This is a genomic window from Paractinoplanes maris, assembly GCF_023544465.1.
In the GTDB taxonomy this organism is placed as follows: Bacteria; Actinomycetota; Actinomycetes; order Mycobacteriales; family Micromonosporaceae; genus Actinoplanes; species Actinoplanes maris.
On the sequence record NZ_JALPVL010000002.1, the window covers coordinates 67,088 to 88,221 of the forward strand.

Annotated in this window: 15 protein-coding genes; 11 read left to right on the forward strand and 4 right to left on the reverse strand. The window is 71.0% G+C overall.

Annotated features, from left to right (window positions below):
* The first annotated feature begins 90 nt into the window (after positions 1 to 90).
* The 6 genes from NAG42_RS05205 to NAG42_RS05230 all read left to right on the forward strand — a co-directional run bounded on the left by NAG42_RS05205 (position 91) and on the right by NAG42_RS05230 (position 10,977).
* Positions 91 to 1,845 carry a hydrogenase maturation protein gene (locus tag NAG42_RS05205; RefSeq protein ID WP_250028470.1) on the forward strand — a complete coding sequence of 585 codons (1,755 nt, stop codon included), beginning with the start codon at positions 91 to 93 and terminating at the stop codon, positions 1,843 to 1,845.
* Positions 1,845 to 3,581 (forward strand): glycosyltransferase family 2 protein, encoded by a 1,737-nt coding sequence (locus NAG42_RS05210; RefSeq protein ID WP_250028472.1) that lies wholly within the window; start codon positions 1,845 to 1,847, stop codon positions 3,579 to 3,581. Before NAG42_RS05205 ends, NAG42_RS05210 begins: the two co-directional genes overlap by 1 nt.
* Entirely contained in the window at positions 3,578 to 5,527 is a 1,950-nt protein-coding gene (gene glxA, locus NAG42_RS05215; RefSeq protein ID WP_250028474.1) for a radical copper oxidase GlxA, read from the forward strand. The genes NAG42_RS05210 and glxA overlap by 4 nt, the downstream gene beginning before the upstream one ends.
* A complete protein-coding gene (locus NAG42_RS05220) occupies positions 5,527 to 6,531 on the forward strand; it encodes a glycoside hydrolase family 6 protein (protein WP_250028475.1) in 1,005 nt (334 codons plus the stop codon). The genes glxA and NAG42_RS05220 overlap by 1 nt, the downstream gene beginning before the upstream one ends.
* Before the next feature lie 114 nt (positions 6,532 to 6,645).
* A complete protein-coding gene (gene ppc, locus NAG42_RS05225; RefSeq protein WP_250028476.1) occupies positions 6,646 to 9,441 on the forward strand; it encodes a phosphoenolpyruvate carboxylase in 2,796 nt (931 codons plus the stop codon).
* 132 nt (positions 9,442 to 9,573) lie between these two features.
* Positions 9,574 to 10,977, forward strand: a complete 1,404-nt coding sequence (locus tag NAG42_RS05230; RefSeq protein ID WP_250028477.1) for a cellulase family glycosylhydrolase — start codon at positions 9,574 to 9,576, stop codon at positions 10,975 to 10,977.
* 55 nt (positions 10,978 to 11,032) lie between these two features.
* Here NAG42_RS05230 and NAG42_RS05235 read toward each other — a convergent pair whose 3' ends face one another.
* The 4 genes from NAG42_RS05235 to NAG42_RS05250 form a co-directional block, all read right to left on the reverse strand.
* Positions 11,033 to 11,572 (reverse strand): hypothetical protein, encoded by a 540-nt coding sequence (locus NAG42_RS05235; RefSeq protein WP_250028478.1) that lies wholly within the window; start codon positions 11,570 to 11,572, stop codon positions 11,033 to 11,035.
* The gene (locus NAG42_RS05240; RefSeq protein ID WP_250028479.1) at positions 11,572 to 15,273 is read right to left on the reverse strand and encodes an ALF repeat-containing protein; all 3,702 of its coding nucleotides are present in this window, start codon (positions 15,271 to 15,273) and stop codon (positions 11,572 to 11,574) included. Before NAG42_RS05240 ends, NAG42_RS05235 begins: the two co-directional genes overlap by 1 nt.
* Positions 15,274 to 15,472: 199 nt before the next feature.
* Complete coding sequence (locus tag NAG42_RS05245) at positions 15,473 to 15,952, reverse strand: hypothetical protein (protein WP_250028480.1); 480 nt, start codon at positions 15,950 to 15,952, stop codon at positions 15,473 to 15,475.
* A gap of 231 nt (positions 15,953 to 16,183) precedes the next feature.
* Entirely contained in the window at positions 16,184 to 16,948 is a 765-nt protein-coding gene (locus tag NAG42_RS05250; RefSeq protein WP_250028481.1) for a hypothetical protein, read from the reverse strand.
* Positions 16,949 to 17,079: 131 nt separating this feature from the next.
* On the opposite strand from NAG42_RS05250, the gene NAG42_RS05255 reads away from it, so the two are divergent.
* The 5 genes from NAG42_RS05255 to NAG42_RS05275 all read left to right on the forward strand — a co-directional run bounded on the left by NAG42_RS05255 (position 17,080) and on the right by NAG42_RS05275 (position 21,133).
* Positions 17,080 to 17,994: an ABC transporter ATP-binding protein gene (locus tag NAG42_RS05255; protein ID WP_250028482.1), complete on the forward strand. Its 915-nt coding sequence runs from the start codon at positions 17,080 to 17,082 to the stop codon at positions 17,992 to 17,994.
* Positions 17,987 to 18,850, forward strand: coding sequence for an ABC transporter permease (locus NAG42_RS05260; protein WP_250028484.1), 864 nt, complete (start codon positions 17,987 to 17,989; stop codon positions 18,848 to 18,850). Before NAG42_RS05255 ends, NAG42_RS05260 begins: the two co-directional genes overlap by 8 nt.
* Entirely contained in the window at positions 18,847 to 19,758 is a 912-nt protein-coding gene (locus tag NAG42_RS05265) for an ABC transporter ATP-binding protein (RefSeq protein WP_250028486.1), read from the forward strand. Before NAG42_RS05260 ends, NAG42_RS05265 begins: the two co-directional genes overlap by 4 nt.
* Entirely contained in the window at positions 19,758 to 20,468 is a 711-nt protein-coding gene (locus NAG42_RS05270) for an ABC transporter permease (RefSeq protein WP_250028488.1), read from the forward strand. Before NAG42_RS05265 ends, NAG42_RS05270 begins: the two co-directional genes overlap by 1 nt.
* Before the next feature lie 95 nt (positions 20,469 to 20,563).
* The gene (locus tag NAG42_RS05275; RefSeq protein ID WP_250028490.1) at positions 20,564 to 21,133 is read left to right on the forward strand and encodes a DUF4352 domain-containing protein; all 570 of its coding nucleotides are present in this window, start codon (positions 20,564 to 20,566) and stop codon (positions 21,131 to 21,133) included.
* Position 21,134 lies beyond the last annotated feature (1 nt).

Genomic DNA, 21,134 nt, shown 5'->3' on the forward strand with positions numbered 1-21,134 from the left:
TGCGCACCAATAACGCACAGCATGTCCGGCATATGCATCGATACCGGGTCATAGTGGGCATCGGCGGAAAGCATTCCCTGGGGAGGCAACGTGCGAATCCTGCTGCTCGTTACGGCGTTCAACGGCTTGAGCCAGCGCGCCTGGTGTGCGCTGCGAGAGGCCGGGCACGACGTCGGGGTGCAGCTGGCCACCAGCGCGTCCGACATGATCGATGGCGTGCGGGCCACGGATCCCGAGCTGATCCTGTGCCCGTTCCTCAAGGATCGGGTGCCGGCCGAGATCTGGAAGAAGCGGCGCACGGTGATCATCCACCCCGGGCCGGTCGGTGATCGCGGCCCGTCCTCGCTGGACTGGGCGATCGCCGAGGGCGCGCGCAGCTGGGGCGTCACGGCGCTGCAGGCGGTCGAGGAGATGGACGCCGGGCCGATCTGGGCGACCCGCACCTTCCCCCTGCCGGCCGCCGCCCCGCGCAAGTCGTCGCTCTACAACGGCCCGGTCGCCGACGCCGCCCTGGAGTGCGTCCTCGAGACCGTGGCCAAGGCCGCCGACCCGGCGTTCAAGCCGGTGCCGGCCGATGCCGCGCCGACCGAACTGCCCGGCGCCCGCCCGCGACCGTTGATGAAGCAGGACGACCGCGTCTTCGACTGGTCGGACGCCACCGAGCGGATCCTGCGCAAGATCCGGGCCGCCGACGGTGCTCCGGGGGTGCGCACCGAGCTCGCCGGGCAGCCGGTCTTCGCCTACGACGCCACCGCGGGCCTGGCCCGCGGTGGCCGGCCGGGCACGGTGCTCGGCCGGCGCCAGGGTGCCGTGCTGGTCGGCACCGGCGACGGCAGCCTCTGGGTCGGTCATCTGCGCGACACCGAGGGCGGCATCAAGCTCCCGGCGACCACCCTGCTCGGCTCGCGGCTGCGGGGCGTGCCCAACTCCCCCGTGCCGATCGGCACCGAGCCGGAGTCACCGGTCTCGTACCGCCAGGTGCGTTACCGCCGCACCGGCCGGATCGGCTGGCTGGCGTTCGACTTCTACAACGGCGCGATGGCACCCGGGCACTGCCGGCGACTGCTCGCGGCGCTGCGCCACGCGGTCGCGCAGAACACCGACGTGCTGGTGTTGCGCGGTGGCACCGACGCGTTCAGCAACGGCATCCACCTCAACGTGATCGACGCGTCGTCCGACCCGGCCGGCAGTGCCTGGGCCAACATCCGGGCGATCAACGACGTGTGCCGCGAGATCATCACCTGCACCAAGCAGGTGGTCGTGGCGGCGTACGCCGGAAGCGCGGGCGCCGGCGGCGTGATGCTCGGCCTCGGGGCCGACGTCGTCGCGGCGCGTGCGGGCATCGTGCTCAACCCCTATTACGAGATGGGCCTGTTCGGGTCCGAGCTGCACACGTTCACGCTGCCCCGGCGGGTCGGCGCCGACCAGGCGCAGCAGCTGGTGGACGACAAGCTGCCGGTCAGTGCCGAGCAGGCGGCCCGGATCGGGCTGGTCGACGAGGTCGGGCCGCGCCACCCCGACGCGTACACGGAATGGCTCACCGCCCTGGCCGAACGCGAGAGCGAACCGCGCACCGCCCGCCGGCGCCGTCAGGCGAAGGCCCGCCGGCTGGCCGGCGAGCGCGTTCCGCTGGAGGTCTACGAGGCTCGGGAGCTGGCCGAGATGAGCCGCGACATGTTCGGCGACCGCAACGGTTTCATCGCCGCCCGGCACGCCTTCGTCACCAAGGCCCCGCCGGCCGGGACACCCGAGCGCCTCCGGCTCACGCCGGCCAACGTCAGCCGGATCGCGCCGAAAGAGAAGCGGAAGCCGGCGGTGCGCCCCGCTGTGCCGCTCTCCGCCTGATGAGCACGGTTCGCGACGTTCCGACCGGCCGGGTCCGGGTCAGCGCGGCACTGCAAGCGGCCACCATGCTGCTGCCCGCGCGTTACAACTACAGCGCCTACAGCGTGCTCGCCGGCCCGGCCGATCCGGCGCCCACAGAGGACAGACCCTATTCCGTACGCATGAAGCGCCTGGCCCGCCGACGGCCGGTGCTCACCATCCTGATCACCCTGTTCGCGTTCGCCTTCGAAAGCACGTTCTTCGGCTGGCTGATCGCGTCGATCGAGATCCCGGACCGCCGGTTGCACCCGCTCCTCTACGGCGGGGCGATCGTGATGATCGCCGCGACCGCCGTGATCGAGCTCTTCCGGCTGGTCAATGTGGTCACGCTCTGCCTGGCCACGCTGTGGGCGCGCGACCCGGTGCCGGTGGTGCCGGACACGACGCTGCGGGTGGCCTTCCTGACGACGATCGTGCCCGGCAAGGAGCCGGTGGCGATGGTCGAGCGGACCCTGCGCGCCGCCCGCAACGTGCGCTACTGCGGGACGTACGAGGTGTGGTTGCTCGACGAGGGCGACGACGCCGAGGTCAAGGCGATGTGCGAGCGGCTCGGGGTACACCACTTCAGCCGGCGCGGCATCGATCGGTTCAACACGTCGTCCGGTGCCTTCAAGGCGAAGACCAAGCACGGCAACTACAACGCGTGGGTCGACGTGCACGGCGACGACTACGACGTGTTCGTCTCGGTCGACCCCGATCACGTACCACTGCCCAATTTCTGCGAGCGGCTGCTGGGCTACTTCCGGGACCCGGCCGTCGGTTTCGTGGTGGGGCCGCAGATCTATGGCAACTACGACAACCTGGTCACCCGGTGGGCGGAGTCGCAGCAGTACCTGTTCCACTCGCTGTTGCAGCGGGCCGGCAACCGGCGCGGGATCGCCATGCTGGTGGGCACCAACAACGCCGTACGCATCAAGGCCCTGAAATCGATCGGCGGGCTCCAGGACTCGATCACCGAGGACATGGCGACCAGCCTCGCGTTGCACGCGGCCAAGTGGCGCTCGGTCTACACGCCCGACGTGCTGGCGGTCGGCGAAGGACCCTCGTCCTGGACCGACTACTTCACCCAGCAGCACCGCTGGTCGCGCGGCACCGACGAGGTCATGGTGCGCCAGTTCGCCCGGATGGCGCTCAAGCTCGGCCCGGGCCGGGCGATCCACTATGGCCTGTTGATGTCGTACTACCCGCTGACCGCACTGGCCTGGCTGCTCGGCGCGCTCAACGCGTTCTGCTACCTCGTGCTCGGCGCGCAGGGCGTGTACGTCCCGCAGGAGGTGTGGCTGATGCTCTACATCGACGCCGCGCTCTTCCAGGTCGGGCTGTACGTCTTCAACCGGCGGCACAACACCAGCCCGCACGAGGAAGCCGGCTCGTCCGGCCTGACCGGCATGGTGGCCTCCACGCTGTCCACGCCGATCTACGTCTCGTCGTTCGTCGGGGCGCTGCTGCGCCGTCAGTCCGGTTTCGTGGTGACGCCCAAGGGCGACTCGACCAGCCCCGATCGGCTCGCCACGTTCGCCCCGGGGCTGCGCTGGGCGGTGTTCTTCGTCGCCATGCTCGTGGTCGCCGCGGTCACCGGTCACGTCGACAGCGCGATGTTCGTCTGGCCCGCGCTCAACCTGATCATCTGCCTCACCCCGCCGGCCCTCTGGTTCGCCCGGATCCGGCGCCGTCGACCCGAGGAGTCCCCCGCATGAAGCCCCGCCCCCGCCCCAGTCTCGCGCGCCGGATGGCCAGCGGAACCGTCGCGGTGGTGGTGCTCGCCGTGGTCGCGTTCGCGAACCGCCCGGTCCTCGCGGCCGGATCCGAGGCGTTGCACAACTACTCGATCAACCGTCAGTCCTACAAGGAGAAGCACGGCCACTGGGCCGCCCTGCCGGTGCCTCCGCGCTTCAAGGTGAATGCCATCCACGCCGCGCTGCTGAGCACGGGCAAGGTGCTGATCGTGGCGGGCAGCGGCAACAACCGCGACCAGTTCGAGAAGGGCACGTTCCGGACGGTGCTCTACGACCCGCGGACCGAGAAGTTCAGCGAGGTGCCGACGCCGACCGACGTCTTCTGCGCGGGCCACAGCTTCCTGGCCAACGGCAACCTGCTCATCGCGGGTGGGACCAAGTCGTACGAGGTGCTCGAGAAGGACGTGAAGCGGGCCGGTGGCGTCATGAAGGTGAAGAACGAGTCGCCGGACGGCGGGCCGCGGGTGTTCCCGAAGGGCACCAGGTTCCGCTCGGCGACCGGGCACCAGTACGTCAGCCGGACCGCGTTCACCGTCCCGGCCGCGACCAAGGTGGCGCACGGCCCGCACGTGGCGGTCACCGCGGGCGAGACCGAGGTCTGGGTCGACGCCGTCCGCGCCGGGGACACCCCCGTCGTCCGCACGGGTGCGTTGTACCGGATCGACGGTCTGACCGGGCTGGACGGCAACAACGTCTACGGCGTCGCCGACAAGATCACGCGGGAGAAGCAGGAGTACGGGGGCGACAAGACCTCGTACGAGTTCGACCCGCGCACCGAGCGCTACCACCGGACCGGCGACCTGACCGAGCACCGCTGGTATCCGACCCTGGTCACCAGGACCGACGGCAACGTGCTGGCGGTCTCCGGGCTGGACGAGTTCGGCCGGATCATCCCGGGGCGCAACGAGGTCTACCACGCCCGCACGCGCACCTGGTCGGCCGCGCCCCGGCTCCAGCGCTACTTCCCCACCTATCCGAGCCTGCACCTGATGGCCGACGGCCGGGTCTTCTACTCGGGCGCCAACAGCGGTTACGGCTCGGATCGGGAGGGCCGGACGCCGGGGATCTGGAACCTGAACGGCAACCGCTTCCAGCCCGTGCCCGGGCTGCGGCAGCCGGAGCTCAACGAGACCGCCACCTCGGTCCTGCTGCCGCCGGTGCAGAAGCAGCAGGTGATGATGCTGGGCGGGGGCGGCGTGGGCGATTCGCCGATCTCGACCGCCCGCACCGACATCGTCGACCTGAGCGGGCGCAAGCCGGCCTACCGTCCCGGGCCCGACCTGCCCAAGCCGGCGCGTTACCTGTCGGCTGTCGTGCTGCCCGACGACACCGTCTTCACCAGCGGCGGCTCGTCCGGTTACCGCGGCGGGCCCTATCGGGGCGAGAAGCGCAGCGATCTCTACAACGCGCAGTTCTACCTGCCGGAGACCAATTCCTTCCGTACGGCGGCCGAGTCCACCGTCGGGCGCAACTACCACTCCGAGGCGATCCTGCTGCCCGACGGCCGGGTCATCACGATGGGCAGCGATCCGCTCTACGACCGTTCGGGCCGGGCCCCGGGCACGTTCGAGCAGCGCATCGAGGTCTACAGCCCGCCCTACCTGTTCCGCGGACCGCGGCCGGCGATCACCCACGCGCCGGGCGAGATCCGGCGCGGCGGGACCTTCGTGGCCGGCACCCCGGACGCGGCCCGGATCGCCTCGGCCCGGCTGGTCCGGCCCAGCTCGGTCACCCACGGCACCGACACCGACCAGCGCTCGGTCGCGCTCGGTCTGCGGCGCTCGGCCGGCCGCCTCGAGCTGACCGTGCCGCGACCGGCCGGGGTGGCGCCCTCGGGCTGGTACATGCTCTTCCTCCTCGACGACCGGGGACGGCCGTCGGTCGCCCGCTGGGTCCGGGTCCGGTGATGGCCCGCCGTTCCCGCCTGGCCCTGACCGTCTCGGCCTCGCTCGTCGCCCTCGGCACCGTCGCCGTGGCGGCCGGGGCCCGCGAACGTGATCCCGAGGTGCATACCCCGGCCCCGCCCCGGGCGGTCAGCCCGCACCTCTACGTCGACCCGTCGGGCGCGGCGGTGACTGCCGTGCGCGGCCTCGAGCGGGCCGGCCGGCGGACCGAGGCGACGATCATCCGCCGGATCGCCGACCAGCCGACCTCCGTCTGGTTCACCGACGCCGCGCCCGGATACGCCGAGCGGGCGCGGGGGCTGGCCGTCGCGGCGGCGGCCGTCCGGCGGACGCCCGTGCTGACGCTGTATTTCATCCCCTACCGGGACTGCTCGGGGCATTCGTCCGGTGGGGCGGCCGACGGCGCCGCCTACCGGAGGTGGGTGACCGCGCTGGCCGGGGCCCTGCGCGGTCACCGCGCCATCGTGGTGCTGGAGCCGGACGCGGTGGCCCAGGCCGTGCGCGGCTGCCTCACGCCGGCTCGCCGGGCCGAGCGCTACGAGCTGCTGCGGTACGCCGTCGCCGCGCTGCGCGCCGGGCCCGGGGTGCGCGTCTATCTCGACGCGGGCAACCCGACCTGGATCCCGGCGGCCGGGATCGGACCGGCGCTGCGCGCGTCCGGGGTCACCGCGGCCAGCGGGTTCGCGCTCAACGTGGCCAATTTCGAGACCACGGCCGACAACCTGCGCTACGGCCTGGCCGTGTCCCGGACCGTGGGCGGCAAGCACTTCGTGGTCGACACCAGCCGCAACGGCAACGGGCCGGCCCAGCGCGGGGCGGGTGACCGGCACTGGTGCAACCCGCCCGGGCGCAAGCTGGGCCCGGCGCCGACGCTGACCACCGGCTACCCGCTCGTCGACGCGTACTTGTGGGTGAAACGTCCCGGCGAGTCCGATGGCGCGTGCGCGCCGGGGCAGCCCGCCGCGGGCCGGTGGTACTCCGCGTACGCCCTGGGTCTTGCCCGATGAGAACGGTGCGTGAGACTTACCTCAATTACCCCCCGTGTGGGGTCGCGCCGATACGATCGGCGGAGTCGGGACAGTGCTGTCCTGGAGCACCTTTGAGGCTAAGGAGCGCCCCCGATGACAGACCAGCACGGCCACCTGGACCCCGACGGTCCCGATGCCGCCCTGCGAGCGGACATCCGCCGTATCGGCACGCTGCTCGGACAGACCCTGGCCCGCCAGGAAGGCCGCCCGCTGCTCGACCTGGTCGAGGAGATCCGCGCGCTCGTCCGGCAGGATCCGCAGGCCGCAGCCGACCGTCTCGCCGCCATGGACGTCACGACCGGCACCAAGCTGGCCCGCGCGTTCTCCACCTACTTCCAGCTGGCGAACATCACCGAGCAGGTGCACCGCTCGCGTGATCTGCGCCGGCGCCGGGCCCGCGACGGCGGCTGGCTCGACCAGGCGGCCAAGCTGATCGCCGAGAAGGGTGTGCCGACCGACGAGATCGCCGCGGCCGCCCGTCGTCTCGCCGTCCGCCCGGTCTTCACCGCCCACCCGACCGAGGCGTCGCGCCGCTCGATCCTGTCCAAGCTGCGCCAGCTGGCCGACGCGCTCGACGCCGAGGCCGCCGCCGCGGTGCTCTACGGCCAGAACGACACCACCGCCTCGACCCGCAAGTTCGCCGAGCTCATCGACCTGCTGTGGCAGACCGACGAGCTGCGGCTGGACCGGCCGGAGCCGACCGACGAGGCCCGCAACGCCGTCTATTACCTGCGGGAGCTCTATGCCGAGGCGGCCCCGCAGGTGCTGGCCGACCTGGCCGAGACGCTGCGCCAGCTCGGGGTCGAGACCGCCCCGACGGCCCGGCCGCTGACCTTCGGCTCGTGGATCGGCGGCGACCGCGACGGCAACCCGTTCGTCACGCCGGCCGTCACCCGCGACGTGCTGATGATCCAGCATGAGCAGGGCATCCAGGCCACCGAGGCGGCGATGGACCAGCTCATCGACATGTTGTCGGTGTCCCGGCGGCTGCGCGGGGTCTCGCTCGACCTGTCCGCGTCGCTGGCCACCGACCTCGACAACCTGCCCGAGGTGGCGCCCCGGTTCCGCCGGACCAACGCCGAGGAGCCCTACCGTCTCAAGGTCCGGGCGATCAAGGCGAAGCTGGCCAACACCCGCTCCCGGCTGCGCAACGGCACCGCGCACGTGCCCGGCCGCGACTACCTGGGCAGCGACGAGCTGGTCAGCGACCTCGAGCTGATCCGGGCCTCGCTGGCCCGCAACTCGGGGCAGCTGACCGCGGTCGGCGTGGTCGCCACGGCGATCCGGACCGTCTCGGCCTTCGGCCTGCAACTGGCCACTCTGGACGTGCGCGAGCACGCCGAGAAGCACCACGAGGTGCTCCAGCAGATGTACACCCAGGTCGGCGAGGTGGACGACTACGCCACGCTCGACCGGGCCGACCGCACCAAGCTGCTGGCCACCGAGCTGACCGGCCGGCGGCCGCTGAGCAGCGCCGACACGCCGCTCACGGACTCGGCGCGCAAGACGTTCGACGTGTTCAACACGATCCGCGACGTGCAGGACCGGTTCGGGGCGGATGTCGTCGAGACGTACATCATCTCGATGACCCTCGGTGTGGACGACGTGCTGGCGGCGGCCGTGCTGGCCCGGGAGGCCGGCCTGGTCGACATCCAGACCGGGCGGGCCCGGGTCAACATCGTGCCGCTGCTCGAGACGCCGGCCGAGCTCGACGCGGGCGGTGAGCTGCTCGACGAGATGCTGTCGCTGCCGGCCTACCGGTCGATCGTGCGGGCCCGGGGCGACGTGCAGGAGGTGATGCTCGGCTACTCCGACTCCAACAAGGAGGGCGGCATCACCACCAGCCAGTGGGGGATCCACAAGGCGCAGCGCTCGCTGCGTGACGTGGCGGCCCGGCACGGCGTACGCCTGCGACTCTTCCACGGCCGCGGTGGCACCGTCGGCCGCGGTGGCGGTCCCACCCACGAGGCGATCCTGGCCCAGCCGTACGGCACGCTGGACGGCGCGATCAAGGTGACCGAGCAGGGCGAGGTCATCTCCGACAAGTACACGCTGCCCGCCCTGGCCCGGGAGAACCTGGAGCTGACGGTGGCCGCGGTGCTGCAGGCGACACTGCTGCACACCAGCCCGTCGGTCGACCTCAACCGGCTCGAGCGGTGGGACGCCACGATGGACTCCGCCTCGGACGCGGCCTTCGCCCAGTACCGCAAGCTGGTCGAGAACCCGGACCTGCCGGCCTACTTCTGGGCGGCCACCCCGACCGAGTTGCTCGGCGCCCTCAACATCGGCTCCCGCCCGGCCAAGCGGCCCAACACCGATGCCGGGCTGGGCGGCCTGCGGGCCATCCCGTGGGTGTTCGGCTGGACGCAGACGCGGCAGATCGTGCCCGGCTGGTTCGGCGTCGGCACCGGTCTCAAGGCGGCTCGCGAGGCCGGCCACACCGAGACACTGCAGGAGATGTACGGCAACTGGCAGTTCTTCCAGACGTTCGTGTCCAACGTCGAGATGATGCTGACCAAGACCGACCTGGACATCGCCCGCCGCTACGTCGAGACCCTGGTGCCGGAACACCTCCGCCCGATCTTCACCACGATCGAGCAGGAGTACGAGCTGACCGTCCGCGAGATCCTGGCCATCACCGGCACGTCCTCGCTGCTGGAGAATCAGCCCGAGCTCAAGCGGACGCTGGACGTGCGCGACACGTACCTCGAGCCGCTGCACCACCTGCAGGTGGCCCTGCTCCGGCAGTACCGCGACGCGGGTGAGGCCGACCGGCAGACCGTGGTGGCGCCGGGAGCACGGCGGGTGCCGTCCGACTCGACGGCGCTCGAGCGGGCTCTGCTCACGTCGGTGAACGGCATCGCGGCCGGTATGCGCAACACCGGCTGATTTGCGCCTCTGTGGCGGGCCTGGGATCTGATCCCGGGCCCGTTCCGCATTGCGGGCTCATCGAGGAGCGGCTATGGTCCGTGGGAGCGCTCCCACACCCCCTCCCCTCACACCGATGGAGCCCCTATCCCCATGCGCAGATGGAGACTTGCCGCCGGCGTCGCCGTAGCGGTCGCCGCCGCCTCGGTGGCCACGGTCATCGCCCTGCCGGCCAGCGCCGAGACCGCCGCCTTCACGGTGACGGGCTCGTGGAGCACCGGTTACCAGGGTCAGGTCGAGGTCCGGAACACCACGTCGTCCACGATCAGCACCTGGCGGGTGCAGCTCACCCTGCCCGCCGGCACGACGGTCGTCAACTCCTGGAACGCCACGCAGTCCGCCTCCGGCTCGACCTACACGTTCACGCCGGCCGGCTGGAACGGCACGCTGGCCGCGGGCGCCTCCACGTCGTTCGGCTTCATCGCGAACGGCACCGGGCGGCCGACCTCGTGCTCGGTCAACGGCGCGTCCTGTGACGGATCGTCCAACCCGACCACACCACCGACCACGCCGCCCACCACCCCGCCGGCTACCACCCCGCCGGCGACCACCCCGCCGCCCACCGGCTCGACGCCGGTCGCTCAGAACGGGCAGCTGCGGGTGTGCGGCGTGAAGCTGTGCAACCAGAACGGCAAGGCCATCCAGCTCCGCGGCATGAGCACGCACGGCCTGCAGTGGTTCGCCGACTGCTACAACGACGCCTCGATCGACGCGCTGGCCGACGACTGGAAGGCCGACCTGCTGCGGGTCTCGATGTATGTGCAGGAGGGCGGCTACGAGACCAACCCGGCCGGCTTCACCGCGCAGGTCAACAACCTGGTCGAGGAGGCCACCCAGCGCGGGCTGTACTCCATCATCGACTTCCACACACTGACCCCGGGTGACCCGAACTACAACCTGGCCCGGGCCAAGACGTTCTTCGCCGAGGTGTCGGCCCGCCACGCCTCGAAGAACAACGTCATCTACGAGATCGCCAACGAGCCCAACGGCGTCAGCTGGGCCGGCATCAAGAGCTACGCCGAGCAGGTCATCCCGGTGATCCGGGCCAACGACCCGGACGCCGTCATCATCGTCGGCACCCGCGGCTGGTCGTCGCTCGGCGTCTCCGACGGCTCGAGCTCGAGCGAGATCACGGCCAACCCGGTCAACGCGTCCAACATCATGTACGCGTTCCACTTCTACGCCGCCTCGCACAAGGACAACTACCGGGCCGAGGTCCAGCGCGCGGCCGCCTCGCTGCCGCTGTTCGTCACCGAGTTCGGCACCGTGACCGCCACCGGCGGTGGCCAGGTCGATCTGGCGAGCACCGGCACGTGGCTCGACCTGCTCGACCGGCTGCAGATCAGCTACGCCAACTGGACGTACTCGGACGCCGGCGAGAGCAGTGCGGCCTTCAAGCCGAACACCTGCGGCGGCCCGACCTACGCCGGCACCGGCGTGCTGACCGAGTCCGGCACCTACCTGCGCACCCGCATCCGCACGGCCGACAACTTCTGATCGGCGTCTGACGCACGTGTGCCCCGAGCCTCCCACCCGGCTCGGGGCACACGTGTCAGGGCAGTCGGTCGCGCAGTTCCAGCCAGGGCCGCAGCCGATCAGCTGTCTCGGGGGGAAGGAACGCCGTCAACGTCCGTAACGGGTTGAGCATCTGCTTGAGCTGCCGCAGCCGGATCAGGTCGGGCAGCGGTGGGCGCTCGCGCGCCTCGACCAGGGCGGTGGCCCCGGCCAGGGGCATCGGCAGCCGCTGGAAGAACACCTCGGCCACCCGCTCCGGACGCCATTCGTCCGGCAACGTGTCCACCGGCACCGACCGCGCGAGCACCTCGGTCATCGCGGAGCGGGCCACGACCACCTCATGGGGCGGACGCGCCGCCGCCTGTTCCATGGCGGCCAGGGCCAGGCTGTAGGCGCCGACGTAACGCCGCCAGTCGGAGCCCTCGGCCAGAGCCGCGTAGATGCTGGTCGTCAGCACGTCGGTCACGGTCAGCCAGTCGGCGGGCTCCCCCACCGGCGAATCACCCGCACCGGTCAGCAGCCAGTCCGCCAGCCGGTCCGGATCGAACCGGCCGGCGAACGACAACGAGTCAGTCATTACGGGAACGTGATCCCATACTTGGCGAAGCCCTTCCGGCCGAGCGCGACGGAAGCGGCCGACGGCTGGTAGTGGCCGCTGCGCTCGTCGATCTCCGCGCCGAAGTATCCACCGCTACCGTCATCAAAGATCATCGCTTCTCCCGCCGCCAGCACGGACTTGCCGTCGGCCAGGATCGAGTGCTTGACCTCGACACCGTTCTTCGTCTTCTGGACGACCATCAGACTACCGTCGGTGAGGATCGCCCATTTGATCTTCTCGCCGGACTGCACGTACTCGCGGAACCGGGCGTTGTCCGGCCGGACAGCGGCGAGCCCGACGGATGCCGCCTCGCGAACCTCCTGGTCGTAAAGACGTTCGAGCAGGTTCGGCCAAGGCTTGCACTCTTCGGGCTCCGCCATCGCCGCGAGGGAGAATCCCGCCCGCCGGTTGCTCAGGCTCGTGCAGGGCACGCCCTTCTTCTTCCGGAACGTCTTGAGCTCGCGGATCAGATCGACGCCACGCTTGCCACCGGGCAGCCAGCCGCCCACCGGCAACATCGAGAACAAGCTCTCCGCGGCGCCCGTCTTGTCACCCTCGAGATAGGACACCATCGCGTCCAGGGCATCACACGGCTCACCCACGACCGGAACGAAGCCGCACAGGGTCAGCACGATGTGCATGACCAGGACCGTGCGCTCCTTGTCCTGCTTCAGCTTGTCGAAGTAGAGCGGCATGACCTGCTCACAGGCGGGCGCGTTCGAGCCGAACCGGATGGTGCAGAAGTTCTCGTCGTTGTCGATGGCGGCGATCAGCTGATCGCCGTTGCACCGGATGCCCTGCATGTAGAGCCGGATGTCGCCGCATTTGGCCTGCAGCACCGCCTGCTGCTGGCGACGCCTCTCGTCCTCTTCCTTCTTGCGCAGGTCCAAGGAGATCTTCAAGGTGTCGACGGCGGCCTGGGCCGCCTCGGCGGCGCTCTTCTGCGCGTCGTCGGCCGACTTCTTGGCGTCCGCCGCCCGGCGACGGGCGAACTCGGCGCTGGACCGGGCGGCCGCGGCCGCGTTGCGAGCCTTGGCCGCCGAGGCCTCAGCCTGCTCGGCGCTGCGCTTCGCGGCAGCCGCGGCGTTCTTCGCCGTCTGCGCCGACTGCGCGGCGTCCGCGGCTGATTTCTTGGCGTTTTCGGCCGAGGTCTGCGCCGCCGTCGCGTACGACTTCGCGTCGTCCGCCGACTGCTTGGCCATCGTCTCGTAGGACTTGGCGGCGTCGGTCGCCTGTCGCGCGATGGCTGCCGCCTGAGCCGCGAGCGCCGCCTGCTGCTTGGCCACGGCGGCCGCCCGCGCCGCATCCTGGACCAAGGAATCGATCTTGGCCGCGTGCGCCGCGGCCTCCTCGTCGCGCTGCTGCGCCTTGAACCGGGTCGTCGCCAGGAAGTGCTGCGCGTAGGACCGGGGTCCGGACAGCGCCACCTGCGCCGCCGCCTTCACCTCGGGACCGCCGGCCGTCATGATCTGGCCGATCTCGATCCGCGCGTCCTGGTCGGCGGCCACGTATCGGCCCTCGCGCAGGAACCGGTCCCGGTCCTCGGCCGAACCGCTCAGCGCGGCCTGACCGGCATTCGCCATCGCCGGTCCGCCCGCGGTCATCAGCTTACCGACCAGGACCCGGTCGTCGTGTTCCTTGTCCGGGTAGGCCCGCGTCTGCAGGAACGACCGGACCGCTGCCGTCGTGCCGGCGACGGCGGTCGTGGCGGCCGCCTTCAAGCCGGCGTTGTCGGTCGATTCGATGATGGCCCCGACGGTTTCCCGATCGTCCTGCTCGGTGGCCATCGGGAGGCTGGTGCGAACGAAGGCGATGACATCGGCGTCGGTGCCGACGAGTGCGGTCTCGGCCGCGGTCCGGGTCCATCCCCCGCCGGTGGTCAGCAGGCGGCTCGCGACCTGACGCCCGAGCGAGACCACGGTCGCGGTCGGCGCGCCGGGCTGCGATGCCTCGGCGATCAACCGCTCGGTCTCCGCATCGCGCTGGGCCTCTTCGCCCTCGTCCCAGCGAGCCTGGTCCAGGTTCGCCTGCTCGATCTCCCGCTGCTCCTCGGCGGCGAGCATGTTCTCGACCCGCTGGGCGTCGATCCGAGCCTGGTCCGCCTCACGGGCCAGCCGCGCGATCCGGCCGGCTTCCGCCGCCGCCTGCTCCGCCACCCGGGCCGCGGCCAAGGCGTTGTCAGCGTGCTGACGGGCCTCCTCGGACGCCTTACTCGTCTTGCCGGCGTTCAGCGCCGCCCGTTCGGCGGCGGCCGCGGCCCGCTCGGCATGAGCCGCGGAGTCGTTGGCGAAGGTCTGGGCGCTGCCCGCGGCGTCGGCCGACTGCTGGGCATATCGCTGGGAGGCCGCGGCCGCCTTGGCCGCCTCGCTCGCCTTGCGCCGGGCCTTGGCGGCGGCCCGGTCAGCCTCGGCGGAGGAGGCACCGGCCGCGGCCGCCTGCCGACCGGCCTCGCTCGCGGCGTTCGCCGCGGCCGCCGAATCGGCCACCGCGCCGCCCGCTGCCGCGGCGGCCGTGGCCGACTGCTGGGCCGCGGTCCGGGCCAGGCCGGCGGCCGCCGCCGCCTCGCGGGTGCTCTTGGCCACGGCCTTGGCGTTCTGAGCGGCCTTGTTCGCCGCGTCGGCCTTCGTGGCATCGGTCGCCGCGTCGAACGCCGCACGGTCGGCCCGGCTGGCCGCGTCGCCGGCCCGCGCGGCCGCGGTGACCGCCCGGGAGGCGGCTCTGGCCGCCGTACGCGCCGCCGCGTTGGCCGCATTGGCCGCGCTCACCGCGACCTGCGCCGCATCGGCCGCACGCTTGGCCGCATCGGCAGCACGCTTCGCGGCCCGGGCCGCCTTGACCGCCGAATCCTTGGCCGCGGCGGTCTCCCGCGCGGCATCCTCGGCGGCCAGCCGGGCCAGGCGCGCCGTCTCGACCGCCCGGGCCGACGCGGCCTTCGCCGCCGTCGTCTCCCGGATCGCCAGTTTGCTGGCCTCGTTGGCCTGCTGCACCAGCTCGGTCACGGTCTGCAGCTCGTCGTCCCGGGCGCGGGCCACATCCTGCCCGTACGACAGGAACTCCTCGATGTCCTCCGGTGTGCCCGACAGGGCCGCCTGCGCCGCCGCCTTGAGGTTGCTGCCACCGCCCGACATGATCTGCCCGACCTGGGTCCGATCGTCATGCCGCTGCGCCACGTATTGCTGGGTCCGCAGGAACTCCTCGATGTCGGCCGTGGTGCCGTTGAGAGCCAGCTGGCCCAGCCGCTGCACCTCCCCGCCGCCGCCCGTCATGACCTGGCCGACGCGGGCCCGCTCGTCGCGGTCCCACGAGGTCTCCCAGCCGGCCTCGAGGAAGTCGCGCCGGTTCTTCGCGGTCCCGTCGAGGGCGGCTTGACCGGCGGTCCGCATCGCCGTGCCGCCGACCGCGATGAGCTCCGCGATGGCGTCGCGATCGTCGAGATCACGCGCCTTCATCAGACCGTTCGGCACAAAATCCCGCAGCGCCGAGTCCGGCCCGGTCAGTGCCGCCTCCGCAGCCGCGGCCACGTTGTCGTCACCGAACAGCTTCATCTTGACGGCCAGCGCGCGCACCGCCGCCGGGTCGGTGTCGGTCACCGCCGCGGAGGCCGGGGCCGGCACTCCGACGAACGTCGTCATGATCGCGGCCGCGGCGGCCGCCATCACGAGCCTTTGCCGGACTCTCATCTGGTTGTTGTTCCTTTCGGCCCGGCTACAGCGGTCGTGGCGCGGCAGCGACGTTCAGGTCGGCGAGTCGGAGGGACGGGAGGTGACCGTCCACCGCACCGCGGCGCCGTGACACGCCAACCGCGGCAGGGCAGCACGGATCAGCACCCGCTCGTCGAGCGCGCGCCGATCCGCCTGGTCGAGACTGTGGAGAAGGTTGTCAGGCGCGAAGCTCCAGGAGCGTGGCCGACGGCCGGTTCTCCGCCTCGCCCACCGCGGTCCACCAGTTCTGCTGCACCTGCTTGGTCTCGGTCTCGGTCTCCCCCTCGACCTGCAGGGTCGCCTCCAGCGGCTTGTTCTCGCTGTAGACGTAGGTGCTGCGGCCGATCTCCAGCTTCAGGTAGCCGTGCGCGCCCCTCAGCTGGAAGCAGACGTAGTCCGCGAAGTCGTAGGACTCGATCTTGATGACGTCACCCGCGACGTCGCAGTCCACGAAAAGGATGTTGCCATCGCCTGAGATCAGCTTCAGGTTGTGCTCGGCCAGGATCGCGTCACGCCCGGGGTACGCGAAGTCCTCGACCAGTGAGCCGGGGCTGTCGGCCGCGCCGGCCGGCTGCTGGGCGACAGCCACCGCTGCGGCCACGGCGGCAACGGCGGCAAGGCTCGCCGCGGCGACGGCCTTTCGGGGCAACGCGAGCATCGAGATCTCCAGTGGTCGAGACCCACGAGGAAGCACGCTTGCGCCCAGCCTCGGCACATGCCGAGGCCACCCTGGCGACGTTCACGAGTCGTGACCAGCACGACTCCCCCGTGGATCCATGAACAGTCGACGCAGATTAACAGCCGACGATCCATGGCGGAGTGTGACGTAGGTAAAAACTTCGATGTCTTGGGTGAACAGCTCCCGGCCCCGGAACGGTCGAGTGGCTGTTCAGGCGGGGGTGCTGAGCGCCGGCACCCCGGCCAGACGTTCGCCGATGACGAGGGACGGCCGGCTCCAGGCGGCTCGCAGCGCGGCCTGATCGGGCGCCTCGGACAGGAACCATCCCGAGTGGAACGTCCCCCGCGGCCATCCCCGCGTTTCGCACAACCGCGCCATTCCGGTCAGCTGGTGGCTGAGCCGCCGGGAGACGTACGCGTCGAGGCCGATCGGCCGGCCGGCGGCCAGCGCCGACGGGGTCGGGGTCGACCCCTCCGAGTGCAGCACGGCGTAGGCCGGATCGAGCACGGTGCAGCACGTCTCGAGATAACGCAGCACCACGGACTGCCGTTCCTCGGCGGCCGCCCGCTCCTCGTCGGTCCAGAGTCCCCGGGGCACCGCGAAGGCGCCCGCCTCCACCGTCACCTCCACCGGATGCCGGTCGGCCGGCAGCCGCTCGCCCGGTGTGGCCGCGTACGAGACGCCGGCCGCCCCGACGCCGGGCAGATGCATCGACACCCGGTAAGCGCTCCCGTCCCGCACGCTGCGGCGCACATCCCGGACCGAGCGCCCACCCGCGTACGAGATGCCGGGCGCGTCCGGCACGCGAGAGAACGCGGTTGCCGCCGGCCCGAAGAACATCGACCCGCTGAAAGTCCCCCCGCACTCCTCGAGCACGGCGCCGACCGCGGCCAGCGCCGGCTCGTCGTGCACCCGATCGAGCCACAGGCCGAAGGTCAGGAAGACCCCACCCGGCCACATCGACGTGAGTCTCATGTCCGATCCAACGCGCCGACCACCGGACAGGGTGCGGTCCTCGAAAGCTGAGAGCGGGCTGAGAGAACCCCCGGTCGACTCAGGGTTTAACCGGATCCGGGTGAGTGCGTGCGGTTCCTAGGCTGTGAGGCGTGACCATCATCGCGACACAGTCGCTCACGAAGACGTACGGCGGCGGGGTGACCGCTCTCCGCGAGCTCACCGTCGACGTCGAGGCGGGCGTGATCGGGCTGGTCGGCGCCAACGGCGCCGGCAAGAGCACTTTCATCAAGATCATGCTTGGGCTGACCGCACCCACCAGCGGCGAGGTCCGGGTCTTCGGACTTGACCCGGTGACCGAGACCGACCAGGTGCGGGCGCGCGTCGGCTACATGCCGGAGAACGACTGCCTGCCGCCGGACGTGTCGGCCAGCGAGTTCGTGACCCACCTGGGCCGGCTCAGCGGGCTGCCCAGGACGGCCGCCCGCGAGCGGGCCTCCGAGGCGCTGCGCCACGTCGGCCTCTACGAGGAGCGCTACCGTCAGATCGGTGGCTACTCGACCGGCATGAAGCAGCGCGTCAAGCTGGCCCAGGCCCTGGTCCACGACCCCGACCTGCTGCTGCTGGACGAGCCGACCAACGGCCTCGACCCGGCCGGCCGCGACGCCATGCTCAATCTGGTGCACCGCATCGGCACCGAGTTCGGCATCTCCGTCGTCGTCTGCTCGCACCTGCTCGGTGAGGTCGAGCGCATCTGCGACTCGCTGATCGCGATCGAGGGTGGCCGCCTGCTGCGGGCCGACCGGATCTCGGCCATGACGGCGGCCTCCGACATCCTGGCCGTCGAGGTCAGCGAGGGCACCGACGAGCTGGCCGAGGCGCTGACCCAGCTCCAGCTGACGGTGACCCGCGAGGGCCGCCTGCTGCTGGTGCCGCTCACCGCGGAGTCCGACTACGACGCCATCCTGCGGGCCGTCGCCGAGCTGGACCTGCCCCTGCACCGCCTCGACCAGCGACGCCACCGGGTGGCCGAGCTCTTCACCACGAAGGAGACGGCCGATGTCTGACGCCGGCGTCATCCACGACATCGGATATCAGCGCTACGAGGGCCCACGTCTGGGCCGCTCCGCGGTGTTCGGCGCGATCTACCAGCACGGGCTGCGGGCCTCGTTCGGGCTCGGCCGCTCGGCCAAGGCCAAGATCTTCCCGTGGCTGGTCGCGGGCATCGTCCTGCTGGTCGCGGTGATCAACGCCGCGGTGAAGGCCCAGGCCAACATCATTCTGTTCGACTACTTCTCGTTCGACGACACGATGAGCTGGCTGGTCATCTTCTTCGTCGCCATCGTCGCGCCCGAGCTGGTCTCGCGGGACATGCGCTCGGGGGTGCTGCCGCTCTACTTCAGCCGGCCGCTGCGCGCCTTCGACTACATCGGGGCCAAGTTCGTCGCGCTGGCCACCGCGGTCTTCCTGCTGCTGGGCGTGCCGCAGCTGATCATGTTCCTCGGTGGGGCGTTCACCACCGACGACGGCGCCAAGGGTGTGTGGAACGAATTCCTCGACCTGCTGCCGGGCTGGGGCTACAGCCTGCTCTGGGCCGTGGTCTTCGCCTCGATCAGCCTGCTGATCGCCTCGGTCACCGGCAAGCGCGCCTTCGCGGCCGGCGGCATCGTCGCCTTCTTCCTGATGACCGCGCCGGTCGTCGGTGTGCTGAGCATCCTGCCGTCGTCGACCGCCCAGCACCTGGCCGGGCTGGCCAGCCCGATGTCGCTGCTGGTCGGCGTCCAGGCCTGGCTGCGCGGCCGCAACGACCTCGACCTCGACGTCGGCGACTTCGGCGTCATCTACGGCATCGAGGCCTTCTGCCTGGTCTTCGCGGCCCTGCTGCTGTTGCTGGCCCGCTACCGGAAGGTGGCCTCCCTGTGAGCACCGTCGAGCTCGAGAACGTCTCCCGCTGGTACGGCAACGTGGTCGCCGTCAACGACATCAGCATGACGCTGCAGCCCGGGGTGACCGGCCTGCTCGGTCCCAACGGGGCCGGCAAGACCACGGTGCTGCACATGATGGCCGGCTTCCTCGCCCCGTCCAAGGGCTCGGTCACCATCGACAACGCGCCGACCTGGCGCAACCCCGGCATCTATCGCACCCTGGGCCTGGTCGCCGAGCGCGAGGCCGTGCACGGCTTCCTCACCGCCCACGAGTTCGTGCTGGCCTGCGCCAAGATGCAGAAACTGCCCGACCCGGCCGCCGCGACCAAGCGGGCCCTCGAGCTCGTCGAGATGACGAGCGCGCAGGACAGGCGTATCGACACCTTCTCCAAGGGCATGCGGCAGCGCACCCGGGTGGCCGCCGCGCTGGTCCACGAGCCGCAGGTGCTGCTGCTCGACGAGCCGTTCAACGGCATGGACCCGCGCCAGCGCATGCACATGATGGAGCTGCTGCACAAGCTCGGCGACGAGGGCCACACCATCCTGTTCAGCTCGCACATCCTGGAGGAGGTCGAGCAGCTGTCCGGGCTGGTCCAGGTGATCGTCGCGGGCCGGCTGGCCGCCTCGGGCGACTACCGGCGCATCCGGCGGCTGATGACCAACCGGCCGCACGTCTTCGCGCTGCAGAGCTCGGACGACCGCCGGCTCGCGGTCGCGCTGATCGGCGAGAAATCGGTGAGCGGCATCGAGGTCGAGGCGAACGGGCTGACCGTGCGCGCGTCCGACTACGGCAGCTTCACCCGCGCCCTGCCGCGCATCGCCCTGGGCGAGGGCATCCGGCTGCGCAAGGTGCTGCCGTCCGACGAGTCCCTGGAGAGCGTCTTCTCCTACCTGCTGGAGGCATGATGTCCACGGTCGCCTACATCACCGCACGCGGTCTGCTCGGCCGCCGCCGGGTGCTTCTGCTGCTGCCGCTGCCGCTGTTGCTGGTCGGTCTGGCGCTGATCTGCCGGGCGTACGACGTGGATCCCGACCAGTGGGGGCAGGCGGTGGTCGTCGGGCTCGGCCTGGCGGTCATGCTCCCGGTCATCTCGCTGATCATCGGCACCGGCGTGCTCGGCTCCGAGGTCGACGACGGCACGATCGTGCACATCCTGACCAAGCCACTGGCCCGTCGCGACATCATCCTGGCCAAGCTGCTGGTGGCGGCCGGGGTGAGCGCCGTGACCTCGGCCATCCCGCTCTTCGTGACCGGGGTGCTGGCCGACTCGGTGCGCTTCGGGCTCGCGCTCGTGGTCGGGGCCGTGGCCGGCGCCATCGCCTATTCGGCCCTGTTCCTGCTCCTGAGCCTGGTCACCCGGCGGCCGGTGCTGCTCGGGCTGGCCTACATCCTGGTCTGGGAGGGCCTGCTCGGACGGTTCGTCAGCGGCACCCGGGTGCTCTCGATCGAGCAGTACGTCATCACGATCGCCGACCGGATCGCGCCGACCGGCATGCTCGACGGCAAGGTCTCGGTGCCGGTCGCCATCGTGATGACCGTGATCTTCGCGATCGGCGGCACGATCTACGCCGTCAACCGGCTCGGGTCGTTCAGCGTGGCCGGGGAAACCAGCTAGACGCCTCGAGCTTCTGACCGATCGGACCGGTGCGGACAGTGACGGGTGTGGTTTGGATGAGTGCACCTCGTCCACCGCCGCCCGGGAGCGCCCGCATGACTCAGCCAGCGCCCGCACCGACCGAGGACACATATTCGCCGGCTCACCCACGGCCCGTTCGATGGCCGTGGGTGGCCGGCGTCGTCGTCCTCCTGCTCGCCGCCGCGGGCGTCTACTACTTCATGCTGCGTGACGCCGACGACGGCCAGGAGATCGTGACGACCGCGGGCGGCGAGCTCAACAAACCGGTCCGGGACGGCAAGTTCTCCTTCACCGTCACCGGCGTGCGCTGCGGGGTGGCCAAGGTCGGCGACGAGTTCGTCGACCTCGAGCCGGACGGCGCCTACTGCCTGGTCGACGTTCAGGTCAAGAACGGCGGGACGACCGTCGAGTTCTTCGACAGCACCTCGCAGAAGGCGTACGACGCGTCGGGCGCCGAGTTCGCGACCGACATGCAGGCCGAGGTGTTCGTCAACACCGACGCCCAGAACTTCCTCGACCCGATCAACCCGGGCCGCCAGGTCAAGGGAGTTCTGGTCTTCGACGTGCCGGTGCGGACCGCCCTCGGGTCGGTCGTGCTGCACGAGTCGTCCTCGTCGGCCGGCGCCCGGATCGCCGTCAAGTGAC

What these genes read in the sequence shown, in the direction of transcription:
- NAG42_RS05210 (WP_250028472.1), top strand. Translation starts at nt 1,845, where the DNA reads ATGAGCACGGTTCGCGACGTTCCGACCGGCCGGGTCCGGGTCAGCGCG.
- NAG42_RS05220 (WP_250028475.1), top strand. Translation starts at nt 5,527, where the DNA reads ATGGCCCGCCGTTCCCGCCTGGCCCTGACCGTCTCGGCCTCGCTCGTC.
- NAG42_RS05245 (WP_250028480.1), bottom strand. Translation starts at nt 15,952, where the DNA reads ATGCTCGCGTTGCCCCGAAAGGCCGTCGCCGCGGCGAGCCTTGCCGCC.
- NAG42_RS05240 (WP_250028479.1), bottom strand. Translation starts at nt 15,273, where the DNA reads ATGAGAGTCCGGCAAAGGCTCGTGATGGCGGCCGCCGCGGCCGCGATC.
- NAG42_RS05230 (WP_250028477.1), top strand. Translation starts at nt 9,574, where the DNA reads ATGCGCAGATGGAGACTTGCCGCCGGCGTCGCCGTAGCGGTCGCCGCC.
- glxA (WP_250028474.1), top strand. Translation starts at nt 3,578, where the DNA reads ATGAAGCCCCGCCCCCGCCCCAGTCTCGCGCGCCGGATGGCCAGCGGA.
- NAG42_RS05275 (WP_250028490.1), top strand. Translation starts at nt 20,564, where the DNA reads ATGACTCAGCCAGCGCCCGCACCGACCGAGGACACATATTCGCCGGCT.
- NAG42_RS05250 (WP_250028481.1), bottom strand. Translation starts at nt 16,948, where the DNA reads ATGAGACTCACGTCGATGTGGCCGGGTGGGGTCTTCCTGACCTTCGGC.
- NAG42_RS05235 (WP_250028478.1), bottom strand. Translation starts at nt 11,572, where the DNA reads ATGACTGACTCGTTGTCGTTCGCCGGCCGGTTCGATCCGGACCGGCTG.
- ppc (WP_250028476.1), top strand. Translation starts at nt 6,646, where the DNA reads ATGACAGACCAGCACGGCCACCTGGACCCCGACGGTCCCGATGCCGCC.
- NAG42_RS05270 (WP_250028488.1), top strand. Translation starts at nt 19,758, where the DNA reads ATGTCCACGGTCGCCTACATCACCGCACGCGGTCTGCTCGGCCGCCGC.
- NAG42_RS05260 (WP_250028484.1), top strand. Translation starts at nt 17,987, where the DNA reads ATGTCTGACGCCGGCGTCATCCACGACATCGGATATCAGCGCTACGAG.